Origin of the sequence: Halalkalibacter nanhaiisediminis (genome assembly GCF_007830185.1) — a bacterium.
Classification (GTDB): domain Bacteria; phylum Bacillota; class Bacilli; order Bacillales; family Bacillaceae_D; genus Halalkalibacter; species Halalkalibacter nanhaiisediminis.
The window spans coordinates 131140-144306 of sequence record NZ_VLKZ01000007.1 but is presented as its reverse complement, the minus strand read 5'-3'; the positions used below and the strand labels follow the sequence as shown (position 1 = coordinate 144306).

Here is a 13167-nt window from a genome sequence, read left to right as displayed (position 1 = left end):
GACTTCAACCAAGCTTTCTTTCAAAAAAAGAGAAAAGAAGACTGACTCACCAGAAAATTGCCATCGCCTTTTTACTCTATTTAAGTGCATAATAGCACTAAACAGTATGTGCGGGGCAGACATTTTCCAGTGAGTCAGCCAAATCCCTTATTTATCCATCTCCCCATGAAGAAAGTTTGGGTCTAGACGCTCATATTCTTCATCACTTACTTCATCTTCATACTCTTCCTCAAAAAACTCTTCCATTATACCATCTGGATTAACAGCTACTGCGACCTTCGTTTCCCCGATACACTCAACAATAAATTCACGCTCTACTTGCACATCAACGTTTGCTCCATTTTCTGAAATTGTTGCTTCAAGCGTATTAGGCTGTTGAACCGCACGAGCAATAACATCGAGTTCATCTGATAACACATTCTCATCTCTCATAGAAAGCGAAACAACATCGGTATACGAAACAGTTTGCGTCGCAACATCCGTCTTCGTATTTTTGTTGTAGGAAAACCATACATTAATATCATAGCTTCCTTGTACTTCTACATCATCACCCTTTTTTTCGGCGCTATATTTATGATTAATAATCCAGCAGCCGAGAATACTTGACGGTTTGTGTGAAGGGCTAATCGTATGAGTGGCTTCAGAAAACTTACGACCTTTTCCACATACCGCTTTTGTTATAATCTCACGATAGTTAAACCCATTTTCTGTCTGTGACATGAAACTAAACCCTCCTCTTTCTCGTATCGTATCGAGTTGTCGGTCGCTCGTGTCGGCTTTTGCCTAATTCGCTCCGCCAATTTCTTCACTTATCATCCTATGCAGGGCGAATAACCATGGTGCAAAAAGAAAGTAAGATGAAAGCAAAGTGTTATCTGTATCACGATATGATGGATGCGTCTTGTTTAGTACAATAAATCTCAGTTGTCCGAGAAAAAGCTCAGCTTCATGTCTAAGTAAAAAATTACAACTTTTATTCGTTATTTTTAAATACATTGATCAGTTTGATTACGATTCAATTAACGTATATCCTCATTTAAAAAACGTCGAAGAACACTACATTCAATCGACGTTTTTAAGATAATTTATTTAAGATAATTTAATTGTATGAAAGGGCAAAGTTTATTCACGATTGCTTAAACTACCTATTCGCTTTATAGCCACTCTTCTATTTCTTCTTCTCCTTCTTTGCGATCTTCTGCTAGCTTAGCCACTTTAATGGAGGCGACATGACAAAGGTTGAGGCGTACCCCTTCTAATCGAACCCAATCACATTTTGTACGTTCAATCCAATCATTGATTCTCGAAACTGGATTTTCAGTGAAATAAGCCGTTTCTTGTTCTCCGTTAACTAATTGAAAATAGACTTTATAGTTTCTCAATGTTTTTCTCTCCCTTCATTGGTTACATATGATGCCATTCCCTTTTTCATTGAATTTATTCACCTCTTTCTTCTTTTTCATGATATTTTAAATCTTTTGAGATTATTTATAAAAAAAGAGGATGTTTCAAAGGTTTGTTGACCTTTGAAACACCCTCCTAAAAATTAATGACAGCCGCTACCATCAGAGAATGGATTTTTTGTTGTCGTCCCTTTAAGTAAATCTCCACCCATTGATTCAATAATTTGATTTGTTACCGTTCTAGAAATCGTATTTGAAATCATTTGAAGTAGTTCATTCACTTCAACTTGACTTTGTTTGAACTCTTGTACTAGGGGAATTCCATCGATTTCAGCATGTAATGCATCAATTTTAGCTTCGACCTCTTTAAGGGCTTCTGATTTACCATAATGCTGAAGGTTAACCGCTTCTTTTTGTTGCTTCTTAATTTGCGCAATCAATTCTTGTACTCTAAGATGTTCATTAATTTGTTTTTCTGCTCGTTTAAAGAAGTCGACTTCTTCCGTTTCAGCAACCATTTTTGCAAGTTCTAGCGCTTTTAGACGAATTTCTTCGCGTGTATATGTGTTTGTTTTTGTCATGACCCTTTTACCTCCGCCATTTCTACGATTTCACCATTTAGTGACCACGTTTTTGCTTCTGTTACTTTTACATAAACTATGCTTCCAATTAAGGACTTCGGTGCTTTGAAATTAACCATACGGTTTGTTCTCGTTCTACCTGCTAGCACTTCAGGATTTTTCTTACTTTCACCCTCTACAAGTACTTCAACGATTTGATCTTGATAATCAAGATTCTTTTTAGCAGATATTTCATTCACTAAAGCATTTAAGCGAGCTAAACGCTCACGCTTCACTTCATCAGGAACATTGTCTTCCATTTTCGCTGCAGGTGTTCCTTCGCGAGGAGAGTAAATATACGTATAGGCACTATCAAATTCAATTTCTTTAATAAGAGATAACGTATCTTCAAATTGTTCTTCTGTTTCATTAGGAAAACCGACAATTAAATCTGTCGTAAATGAAGCATTTGGAATTGCCATCTTGATTTTATGGGCTAGCTCCACGTATTGTTCACGTGTATATTTTCTAGCCATTAACTTCAAAATGTCAGAATTACCATGTTGAACTGGTAAATGAATATGTTCAACAAGGTTCCCACCTTTAGACAACACTTGAATTAAATAATCATCAAAATCACGTGGGTGACTCGTTGTAAAACGAACACGCGGAATATCGATTTTATGAATTTCATCCATTAGATCGCCTAATCCATATTTAATATCTGTTAAGTCTTTTCCATACGCATTTACGTTTTGACCTAGTAGAGTAATTTCTTTATAACCTTGACGAGCTAGATCACGTACTTCAGCAATAATATCCTCTGGACGACGGCTCCGTTCTTTTCCGCGAGTATACGGCACGATACAATACGTACAGAACTTATCACAGCCATACATGATATTGACCCAGGCTAGTGTTTTTCCTTGGCGTGCTCGTGGCATATTTTCGACGATATCGCCTTCCTTTGACCAAACTTCAACGACCATTTCTTTTCCAAACAAAGCGTTACGTAGAAGCTCTGGTAAGCGATGAATATTATGTGTACCGAATATGAGATCAATGTGTTGATGCTTTTGCATTATACGATTGACAACATTTTCTTCTTGAGACATGCAACCACATATACCAAGAATTAATTCAGGACGCTCTGTCTTTAATGTTTTCAAATGACCAATTTCACCAAACACTTTATTCTCAGCATTTTCACGAATAGCACATGTATTTAATAGAATAATATCCGCTTCAGTCGTTTCTTCTGTTGACTCAAATCCCATTTCAACTAGAAGACCCGCCATATGTTCTGAATCATGAGTATTCATTTGACAGCCATATGTTCGAATTAAAAATTTCTTACCATTCCCTATTCCTTTCATATCATCAGGGATCAGGTTATCTGGTCTTAGTACTTGAACATCTTCTTTTCCTCGACGTTTACCCTGTTTATAATCGGGTTGATCATAAATCGAGATTTCACGACCTGAGATTCTGATAACCTTTTTATTATCTTCTTCTGAAATAACTTTTGCATTTGAGAAATCAAAGTATTTACTATAGTCCTTAGAGGGAGCTTTAGCTTGAACCTCATTAGTATTATTTCGTGTATTCCCTTGACGTCCTAGTCGCTGGTCTTCATTCATTTTTGTTAAACTCCTTCCATCAAAACATGCCCACTTGATACACTACTAGCTTCAATAAAAAGTGGACATTCTTACCATTGAAATCTATTCGACAGCCATTCGTTATTAAAACGAACGATGTTTAAGATTTATTTGCAGTTACCTCATCCATTATACGTGGAACTTGGTATAAACTCAATGAATCTTGTTTGACAATAGAAATATAACTAAAAAAGAAAGCAATGCCATACATTAGCGTAGACACTGCTTTCTTTATAAAGTCCGTTTTTGTTACATAAATTCAGCCATTAATTCGTTAAATTTCGATTCATCAAGCTGTAAATCTTGATGAGCCAGTGGTTTTTCGTCGTAGTTCGAAATTAGCTCTTGGTACGATGGCTGTTCTGAATTTTGATAGATAAGACCTGTAACAAGGCCATTATGCTCCATCAATGTTTGCATTGCTGTCACACGGTTAGTGTGATCATATCCTTCTACATCAGAAAGCTTTGTGATGTTTTCTTTAAACCAATCATATGTATTCACTTTATTAAATGTTACACATGGACTGAATACATTAATGAGTGAGAATCCCTTATGTTGGATTCCTAGTTCAATTAGTGCTGTTAACTCTTTTAAATCACTTGAAAAGCTTTGTGCAACAAACGTTCCACCTGCAGTTAATGCCATTTCCATCACATTAAGAGCTGATTCAATGGAACCACCTGGTGTACTCTTTGTCTTAAAACCCATATCACTTCTTGGTGATGTTTGACCTTTTGTTAAACCGTAAATTTGGTTATCCATCACAATGTAAGTCACATCGATGTTACGACGTATCGCATGAATTGTATGACCAAGGCCAATCGCAAACCCGTCACCATCTCCACCAGAAGCAATAACAGTTAAATCACGGTTTGCCATCTTTACACCTTGTGCAATAGGAAGGGCACGACCATGAACACCATGGAATCCGTATGAATTGATATAACCAGAAATACGACCTGAACAACCAATACCTGATACAACAGCAAGATCATCTGGCTCTAAACCTACATTGCCTGCTGCACGCTGGATTGCTGCTTGAACAGAGAAATCTCCGCAACCAGGGCACCAGTTTGGTTTTACTTTATTACGGAACTCTTTAAATGTAGCCATCTAGACCAACTCCTTGCATGTTTGATGTAGCTCACCAGGTAAAAACGGGTTTCCGTCGTATTTAAGAACATTTTCGATTTTTACATTGCCAATATTCATTTTTATAATATTCGCAAGTTGTGCTGTTGCATTGTTTTCAACGACAACAACTTTTTTGGCACGTTCAATTAGTGGCTTTATTTCGTCTGTAGGAAACGGATGCAATAGACGAACTTGAGCGTGATTCACTTTCACACCATCTGCTTCAAGTCTTGGCATGGCTTCTTCAATGGTCCCACGTGTGGAGTTAACACCAATCACAAGTAAATCAGCTTCCTCATGCTCGGCATGTACAAAAAGAGGATTCTTGAACGTTTTAGGTAGATTAGCCAGCTTACGAAGACGTTTATCCATTTGGTTTTTACGATTTTCAGGGCTTTCAGATGGCTTACCTGTTTCATCATGTTCAACCCCTGTTACGTGGTGAATACCGTTTTTCATACCAGGAATGACACGAGGTGATACACCTGATTCTGTTACTTCATAACGCTTGAAGTATTCTTTGTCTTCTCTTTCTGGTATGTCTACTCCTAACTGAAGCGCACCACGACGAATTTCAATTTTACTGAAATCGAGTGGTTCTACTGTTTGCTTACCAAGAGATAACGCTAAATCTGTCACCAAAATAACAGGGCATTGGAATTCTTCGGCGAGGTTGAAAGCTTCGACTGTGTCATAAAATGCTTCTTCCACGGTACTTGGTGTAATTACAATTTTCGGGATGTCACCATGCGTGCTGTAAATCATCGCCATTAAATCCGACTGCTCTTGTTTTGTTGGAAGACCTGTACTTGGACCACCACGTTGTGTATCCATAATCACAAGTGGTTGTTCTGTCATACCCGATAAGCCAATAGCTTCAGCCATTAAAGAAAGACCAGGACCTGCTGATGCGGTGAATGCACGTACACCAGCATAGTTTGCACCAATCGCCATTGTACAAGCAGCAATCTCGTCCTCAGTTTGAATGACTGTACCACCAAACTCAGGTAATTTAGCAATCATATATTCCATAATTTCAGATGCTGGTGTAATCGGATAAGCAGCCATGAAACGACTACCTGCTGCAACGGCCCCCATACCAATAGCATCATTGCCGATCATAAACATACGCTTTTGACCATCAGCAGGAGCAAGCTGTAAGTCTGGCATATTGTCGCCCGCTTCGTTACGGAAGTATTCTGCACCTGCGCGTATTGCTTCCATATTCTTTTCAACTACAGAAGTCCCTTTTTTCAAGAAAATATCTTCTACTACATTTTGATATGAATCCGCGGTCAAACCAAGAATTGCACTAGTCGCGCCAACAGCTACCATGTTTTTCATTAATGATGTTCCAAGTTCTGTTGCAATTTCAGTAAAAGGAACGGCAAATAAACGCGCATCATAACCTTCTGTTACGACAGGATTAAATTTTGCATCTGCAATGACTATTCCATCTTCACGTAATTCATGAATATTTACATCAATCGTTTCTTGATCAAATGCAACAAGTATGTTTAAATCATCTGATATCGAATTAAGTGGGTTTGTGCTCACTCGTATTTTATTGTTTGTATGACCACCTTTAATTCGAGAAGAGAAATGACGATACCCATATAAATAATAACCGAGACGATTTAATGCTGAAGCAAAAATTTCACCTGTACTTTCGATCCCTTCCCCTTGCTGCCCGCCGACTTTCCATGATAATTGATCTTTCACTCTATCCACCCCTTATACCCTTATACCAAGCTACCTACCTATATATCATTAAAATTATGTAGGTTTACAATCTATTTAACTAAGAACAAACATTAAAATCCTTGTAAATATGATTATCTTAGCATATTCCCTAGTAATTTCCTAGACTTACTCACCTTTAAATCATGACTAGTTTCTTTGATTGGTAAACGTCATTATGATAGTCCTTCCCTTCTAAAAAAGCAAGGGCTTTTAAGACGAATACAAATAAAAAAGACCCACTTACGAAATGTAAGTAGGTAATTAAAATCTTCACCTTGGTTCGATAATTAACCTCATTGCCGTCCGTTCTTCACCTTCAATTTCAATATCTGTAAATGCTGGAATACAAATAAGGTCAATTCCACTTGGGGCAACAAAGCCACGAGCAATGGCGATTGCTTTAATTGATTGATTCAATGCTCCTGCACCAATTGCTTGAATTTCAGCTGCTCCACGCTCTCGAATAACACCTGCGAGTGCGCCTGCAACAGAGTTCGGGGTCGATTTCGCCGAAACTTTTAAGACTTCCATTTCTAGTACCTCCTCTGTAAACGAAAAGTGGGTTGTCCCGGATCTCAATTGGCCTCATACTATTATTCGTAGCATCAAGTCAATCATAAAAGATGTTAGTCTAATTCATCTTATTTCACAAAAGCAATCCATATTCCTAAAACAGTAATTAATTAGGAAGACCTACTCATAAAAAGGATGATCATTGTTAATTTGAATTCTCTTGATTGACTTTGCAAGACCTGTTTTAGGATTAAAATCAATCACTACTCCATTTAATTGTTCCCTTCCTTCCGCAACTTCAAACCTCACAGGCAAAGTCGTAAGGAATTTTTTCAAGACTGGTTCTTTTTCAACACCAAGAATACCATCATAAGGACCAGTCATTCCGACATCTGTTAAATAGGCCGTTCCTTTAGGTAAAATACGTTCATCAGCTGTTTGAACATGTGTGTGAGTTCCGATAACAGCCGTGACACGCCCGTCCAAATACCAACCCATTGCTTGCTTTTCACTTGTTGCTTCTGCATGGAAATCTACAAAAATATAAGAAGTTCGTTTTTTTACAATTTCAAGTATCTCATCCATTTTTCTAAACGGACAATCGATTGCAGGTAAAAAGGTTCGTCCCATTGCATTTATGACTGCTATTTCAATATCATTTATCTTCACAAACGTATATCCTTTACCCGGAGTCCCTTCAGGAAAATTAGCAGGACGAACGAGTGCCTTAGCATCTTCAATAAATTCAAAGATGTTTCGATTATCCCATGCATGGTTACCTAGCGTGACTACTTGAGCTCCCGCATCAAGAAATCCTTTATAAATTTTTTCTGTAATTCCTTTTCCTGATGCCGCATTTTCCCCATTAATAATCGTAATTGTCGGCTTATATTTCTGCTTTAATCTCATTGTATACTCTTTTATCATGTTTCGTCCTGGTGCACCTACAACATCACCAATAAATAAAATCCTCATAAAATCTCCTTTTTATTTACCATTCTCTTTTTATTGTACTGAATTCAGGCAATAAAAAACAAATAAAGTGGCGAATATCGCCACTTTATTTCGCATACTCAACCGCTCGTGTTTCACGAATAACAGTTACACGTATATGACCCGGGTAATCGAGTTCATCTTCAATTTTCTTCGTAATATCCCTAGCAAGTTTATGAGCTAGTGCATCATCAACAACATCTGGTCGAACCATAATTCTCACTTCTCGTCCAGCTTGGATCGCATAAGTCTTTTCTACACCCTCAAATGACTCTGAAATCTCTTCTAGCTTTTCTAAGCGACGAATATATGTTTCGAGCGTTTCTCTCCGCGCGCCAGGTCGAGCTGCAGAAAGAGCATCCGCCGCTGCAACCAATGTTGCAATAATTGATGTTGCTTCCGTGTCACCATGATGAGAGGCTATTGAATTAATCACAACTGCGTGCTCTTTATACTTCGTTGCAAGCTCAACCCCAATTTCTACATGGCTTCCTTCAACTTCATGGTCGATCGCTTTACCGATGTCATGAAGAAGCCCAGCTCTTCTTGCAAGCTTCACGTCTTCACCAAGTTCTGCTGCCATAAGTCCTGTTAAATAGGCAACTTCCATTGAATGCTTTAGAACATTTTGACCATAACTCGTACGGAATTTCAAGCGACCAAGAATTTTAATGAGATCTGGATGTAGCCCAAGAATCCCCATTTCAAAAGTAGCTTGTTCACCATATTCCCTAATGGATTCATCAACTTCACGACGTGATTTATCCACCATTTCTTCAATACGAGCAGGATGTATTCGACCATCTTGAACTAATTTCTCAAGTGCTGATCGAGCAATTTCACGACGAATTGGGTCAAACCCAGATAGAATCACCGCTTCAGGAGTATCGTCTATAATAAGATCGATACCAGTCAAAGTCTCAAGGGCACGAATATTTCGACCTTCTCGACCTATAATCCGTCCTTTCATTTCATCGTTCGGCAAGGTGACAACCGAAACGGTCGTTTCTGCTACATGATCAGCAGAACAACGTTGAATCGCAAGAGACAAGATTTCTTTCGCCTTTTTGTCAGCTTCTTCTTTAGCTTGTGCCATTCGCTCCTTAATCATGAGGGCTGTTTCATGAGCAATCTCTTGCTCCACCTCATTACGGATCGTAAGACGCGCTTCTTCGCGGGAAAATCCAGAAATTCGTTCAAGCTCCGTTTTCTGCTTGTTCAAGATTTCCTCCACTTTGCTATCCATCTCTTCAATTTGTCGTTGTTTTTTGGTGAGAGATTCCTCCCTTTTCTCCAAAGACTCTTCTTTCTTATCTAAGGTTTCACTCTTACGGTCAAGAATCTCTTCTTTTTGCACCAAACGATTCTCTTGTTTTTGAATCTCATTTCTCCGTTCACGAATTTCACGCTCTGCTTCAGTGCGAATTTTATGAGCTTCATCCTTCATTTCAAGGAGTGCTTCTTTTTTACTCGCTTCAGCATCTCGCTTCGCATCTTCAACAATTTGTTTCGCTGCATGTTCCGCACTGGAAATTTTCGCTTCTGCAATGGATTTTCTAACAAGATATCCAACAACTGCACCAATACCTGCAGAGACAACAAGCAAAATGGAGATGAGCAATACGTTATCCATACTCTTTCACCTCCCCTTGCTATCTAATTGTTGGTTTCAAATTTGTCATACTTTCATTAATAGTAAATCAAGTAGTACTTGAACACATGATCGCGGAAAAAATAAATATGACATAAAATTCACCGCATTCTATCTAATTTTAAAGCTCGCTTTCGTCAATGTCAAGTGTTGTCAATTTCACTAACATCACTTATACCATCCTTTATCGTAACATCGTAAGCTTTGTCACCTGATTGAGCAAGATGATAGTTATGAGTGATCATGATAATCTGACGTTTAAACATCGTGCTAAGTGACTTAAGAAATTCATATAAATAGAGTACATATTCACCTGATACATGTTTACCAGGCTCATCAAGCAAGAGAGGACCTGTTCGTTTCGGTTGAACCGTTTCTATTAAAGCTACTCGGAGTGCCAGTGTTACAATATCAACAACCCCACCCCCTCGTGAATCTTGAGGTCTTGTTTTCACCTTCACCCCTTCATACTCTGAGACAACGTAAAATTCAGCAACAGCTTTATTACCATGCTCCTCTAACTCAATTTGAAAGGAGAAAAGCGGACCAAAGACGTATTGCAAAGCGTTCGTCACAAGTGTTTCAATTTGCTGCTTTGCTTGCTCTCTTGCATATTCTGCCGATTGTTGGAGAAGGACTCTCGCTTTTTCATATGTATCAACAGTCTCAAAGTATGAATCCAATTCCCTTGTTTTTTCGCCTAGTTGCTCTTCAAGCAATGTTCTTTTTGCATCCAGTCTTGTCCACTTATTTTGAGCCTTCTTATAACGTTGTTCAAGTAACTCTATGCGATCACTTATGCTACTACTTCTCATCTTCAATCAGTTCCTTTGGAATCAACTCCCACGTTTCTGTTAATGACGTATGTATCTCACGTTCAAGTCGCTCAATTTCTTGATCAAGCTCTTCAGGTTTTACACCGAGTTCCTCTAATTCTGTTAATAAACGATTTTTCTGATTTTCTAATTCCTCAAGCTTTGCTTCAGCACGGTATCGCATATCCCTTGCTTTATCAATCGCTTTCTTCATTTGAGCTAATTGTTGTTCAACACTCACATTCTCACCCTCCTACTCTTTCTCATTTTCATGTATACAAATCGATTGACCACATGTAGGGCATGTCCCTTCTGCAAGCAATCGTTTCTGCCATTTTGATTCTGCTTTTTCTTGTTCCTCCAATTGCAACTGAATGAATCGTTTTCCTTCTTTGAGTCTTTGGTCGAACTCTTTTAACTGCGATTGAATCGCTTGAAGACGAGTGACTTTTTTATATGCATCTGTAATCAATTCTTGTCTCTGCATTGTTTCATCTACTTGCGACAGTCTACTAGTAAACTCACTCACTTTGCGACGTTGCTCTATATAAGCGTTGATTTGTTCTTTCATTCTCTTTAATTGCTGATATTTTTGTTGTTTCTCTGCTATCTTTTCAAGGGTTATTACATGTATTGAATCAACAAAGCTTGACCGCTGCATTCTTTGTTCTTCTTGCTTGAAAGCTTGCTGGATTGTTTCTTGTTTGCTTAAAAGAGATTTAAGCTTTGCTCGCAAAGTCACAAGTTCAGCTGTAAACTCAAGCTTTTTGGTCGCAACTTGCGCATGTTGCGTTTTTTCAAGCCATTTTTGGCACATGACAATTGCTTTATTCATCTCTTGATATTGCTTTTGTTTTTGATCAAAGACCATGTAGCGGCTTCTGATTGCTTGTAGATGCTCTACTTTAGTCGACCAAACATCTACATCCGAAACGAGCCGTTTTCTTTTCTTTGTTTCTTCTTCTTCTGCATCTAATCTTTCTTTTTGCAATTTCAATAATTGAAGCCTGTTTTTTCTTTCTTCTAATTGCTTAATTTGTTGAATTTGATTGTCAGTCTGATCAAGCTGCTCTTGCATCTCATTAAGGGATGAATAAGGAATCAATTCCTCTTGAAGTTTCTCAATAGCTAGCTGTTCTTGTTTAAGACGTTGATTAAGTTGTGAGACATCTTTCGTCACATCACGTATGGCCATGTCTAAAAAGTGAGCGCCACTAATTCGTCCAAGTGTTTTTGCCCGAACAGAGTTTGTTTGTTCTAATAAAAATGGACCATCTAATTGCTGTGAGAGATGAATCATAAGTTCATTATCATGATCAATTCGCAAATGTCCCATACCATGAGCTTCGAGCACTTCATCAGGTACATGAATTCCGAAGCCTTCAAGCACTAGATCTTCTTGACTCTCTCTTTGTATCGTATAACGATTTTTTGAATTCGTTCGTTCTCTTACAATACTGGTTCCATTATGAAATGATACCGTCACACGGACAAAATCTGCTCCAACACGAATAAAATCTGTTCCACGAGGTTGGTTATATAGCGCCCAACGTATCCCTCTTAAAATGGCTGTTTTTCCACTGTCCGACTGGCCGACTATGACGTTTAATCCTTCAGTGAATTCAACGAACGTATCAAAATGAGATTGAAAGTTTTCCAGACGTACCGTTTGAATGTTAGTCATAGTCTCCGTCCTTCCATAATTCTTCAGTCAAGGTCATCCTTCGCAGAGCTTCATGTTTAACCTTCTCTTCAACATTTTTTAGCGATGCGATATCTTGAATAATGTCACTCATATTTAATGTTTGGAATTGTGATGATTCTCTCACTTGTTGAACAAAACTATGAAGCTTTTCCTCTTGATGAACAGCTTTCTCTAAGAAGGAACGGTCTAATACGTCTTCACCCTTTTTCGCACATGAAATCGCTTGTTCATATAAAGAGATTCCTTCTCTTTCAATCTTTCCAATAATAATTTTAGGAGTTCTACTGATCTCTGTCCAATGGTTATTAACTCGTGCCAATGCCCCAGGGTTACAAATATATTTCCCATTTCGTTCTTTAATCCCAAATCCACCGTGGAAATGACCAGTTAAGAGAATATCAGCTGTCGTCCCCCAAATATGATCAATGACTGTATGAGGGATACCCTCTGGTAATGCTTTTTCAACTAACATACTATGAACAAGATGAATCAGAACATCAGCGTTTGTCTCATTCGTTGGATAATAATCTAGCTTGGGATCACGTTGGTCGAGATCATAATGGTAAGGTTGTCCACTAATTTGTACATGTAAACCATCTTTCTCGATAAGTACTGGCTTATCTGGTTCAATCACATTCATAACACCAAACGAATCCATTAATCCAAGCATCGTTCTTGAGATCGTTTCAGGATTATGACCAAACGTGTCATGGTTACCAGCTACGACATAGATTGGCATCTTCGCTTTCATGAAAATTTTTGCAAATTGACCAACAACATTTGGTGATAAATCAGGCCGATCAAAAACATCCCCACCATGTAAAAGAACATCGACTTGTTCTTGATTAGCGACTTGAATCACTTCTTCTAACTTTTCTTTTAATGTATCAACATACACATCCAACCGATTTTTAGGAGTTGTTCCACGGATATGAGTGTCCGTTACGTATAAAAACTTCATGCCACACCTCTATAACCTTAAAAGA

13 protein-coding genes are annotated in these 13167 nt (G+C 38.2%); all 13 read right to left on the bottom strand.

Annotated features, from left to right (window positions below):
• Positions 1–147: 147 nt before the first annotated feature.
• The 13 genes from IQ10_RS13595 to IQ10_RS13535 all read right to left on the bottom strand — a co-directional run bounded on the left by IQ10_RS13595 (position 148) and on the right by IQ10_RS13535 (position 13142).
• Positions 148–720: an outer spore coat protein CotE gene (locus IQ10_RS13595; protein WP_144451038.1), complete on the bottom strand. Its 573-nt coding sequence runs from the start codon at positions 718–720 to the stop codon at positions 148–150.
• A 434-nt stretch (positions 721–1154) separates the two neighbouring features.
• Entirely contained in the window at positions 1155–1382 is a 228-nt protein-coding gene (locus IQ10_RS13590; RefSeq protein ID WP_144451037.1) for a hypothetical protein, read from the bottom strand.
• 164 nt (positions 1383–1546) lie between these two features.
• Positions 1547–1984, bottom strand: coding sequence for a YlbF/YmcA family competence regulator (locus IQ10_RS13585; RefSeq protein WP_144451036.1), 438 nt, complete (start codon positions 1982–1984; stop codon positions 1547–1549).
• Positions 1981–3603 carry a tRNA (N6-isopentenyl adenosine(37)-C2)-methylthiotransferase MiaB gene (gene miaB, locus IQ10_RS13580; protein ID WP_144451035.1) on the bottom strand — a complete coding sequence of 541 codons (1623 nt, stop codon included), beginning with the start codon at positions 3601–3603 and terminating at the stop codon, positions 1981–1983. Before miaB ends, IQ10_RS13585 begins: the two co-directional genes overlap by 4 nt.
• A 270-nt stretch (positions 3604–3873) precedes the next feature.
• Positions 3874–4740: a 2-oxoacid:ferredoxin oxidoreductase subunit beta gene (locus IQ10_RS13575; RefSeq protein WP_144451034.1), complete on the bottom strand. Its 867-nt coding sequence runs from the start codon at positions 4738–4740 to the stop codon at positions 3874–3876.
• Positions 4741–6483 carry a 2-oxoacid:acceptor oxidoreductase subunit alpha gene (locus IQ10_RS13570; RefSeq protein ID WP_144451033.1) on the bottom strand — a complete coding sequence of 581 codons (1743 nt, stop codon included), beginning with the start codon at positions 6481–6483 and terminating at the stop codon, positions 4741–4743.
• Between the two features lie 291 nt (positions 6484–6774).
• Positions 6775–7035: a stage V sporulation protein S gene (locus tag IQ10_RS13565; RefSeq protein WP_144451032.1), complete on the bottom strand. Its 261-nt coding sequence runs from the start codon at positions 7033–7035 to the stop codon at positions 6775–6777.
• 162 nt (positions 7036–7197) lie between these two features.
• Positions 7198–7992, bottom strand: coding sequence for a TIGR00282 family metallophosphoesterase (locus tag IQ10_RS13560; RefSeq protein ID WP_144451031.1), 795 nt, complete (start codon positions 7990–7992; stop codon positions 7198–7200).
• Between the two features lie 85 nt (positions 7993–8077).
• Positions 8078–9643 carry a ribonuclease Y gene (gene rny, locus IQ10_RS13555; protein WP_144451030.1) on the bottom strand — a complete coding sequence of 522 codons (1566 nt, stop codon included), beginning with the start codon at positions 9641–9643 and terminating at the stop codon, positions 8078–8080.
• Positions 9644–9804: 161 nt separating this feature from the next.
• Positions 9805–10476, bottom strand: coding sequence for an OLD family protein (locus IQ10_RS13550; protein WP_144451029.1), 672 nt, complete (start codon positions 10474–10476; stop codon positions 9805–9807).
• Complete coding sequence (locus IQ10_RS13545; protein WP_367613673.1) at positions 10466–10717, bottom strand: hypothetical protein; 252 nt, start codon at positions 10715–10717, stop codon at positions 10466–10468. The genes IQ10_RS13550 and IQ10_RS13545 overlap by 11 nt, the downstream gene beginning before the upstream one ends.
• A 12-nt stretch (positions 10718–10729) precedes the next feature.
• Positions 10730–12160: an AAA family ATPase gene (locus tag IQ10_RS13540; protein ID WP_144451028.1), complete on the bottom strand. Its 1431-nt coding sequence runs from the start codon at positions 12158–12160 to the stop codon at positions 10730–10732.
• Entirely contained in the window at positions 12153–13142 is a 990-nt protein-coding gene (locus IQ10_RS13535) for a metallophosphoesterase family protein (protein ID WP_144451027.1), read from the bottom strand. Before IQ10_RS13535 ends, IQ10_RS13540 begins: the two co-directional genes overlap by 8 nt.
• Positions 13143–13167: the final 25 nt, after the last annotated feature.

Coding starts and splice junctions, on each gene's coding strand:
- IQ10_RS13565 (WP_144451032.1), bottom strand. CDS start 7,035: ATGGAAGTCTTAAAAGTTTCGGCGAAATCGACCCCGAACTCTGTTGCA.
- IQ10_RS13595 (WP_144451038.1), bottom strand. CDS start 720: ATGTCACAGACAGAAAATGGGTTTAACTATCGTGAGATTATAACAAAA.
- IQ10_RS13560 (WP_144451031.1), bottom strand. CDS start 7,992: ATGAGGATTTTATTTATTGGTGATGTTGTAGGTGCACCAGGACGAAAC.
- rny (WP_144451030.1), bottom strand. CDS start 9,643: ATGGATAACGTATTGCTCATCTCCATTTTGCTTGTTGTCTCTGCAGGT.
- IQ10_RS13550 (WP_144451029.1), bottom strand. CDS start 10,476: ATGAGAAGTAGTAGCATAAGTGATCGCATAGAGTTACTTGAACAACGT.
- miaB (WP_144451035.1), bottom strand. CDS start 3,603: ATGAATGAAGACCAGCGACTAGGACGTCAAGGGAATACACGAAATAAT.
- IQ10_RS13585 (WP_144451036.1), bottom strand. CDS start 1,984: ATGACAAAAACAAACACATATACACGCGAAGAAATTCGTCTAAAAGCG.
- IQ10_RS13535 (WP_144451027.1), bottom strand. CDS start 13,142: ATGAAGTTTTTATACGTAACGGACACTCATATCCGTGGAACAACTCCT.
- IQ10_RS13540 (WP_144451028.1), bottom strand. CDS start 12,160: ATGACTAACATTCAAACGGTACGTCTGGAAAACTTTCAATCTCATTTT.
- IQ10_RS13575 (WP_144451034.1), bottom strand. CDS start 4,740: ATGGCTACATTTAAAGAGTTCCGTAATAAAGTAAAACCAAACTGGTGC.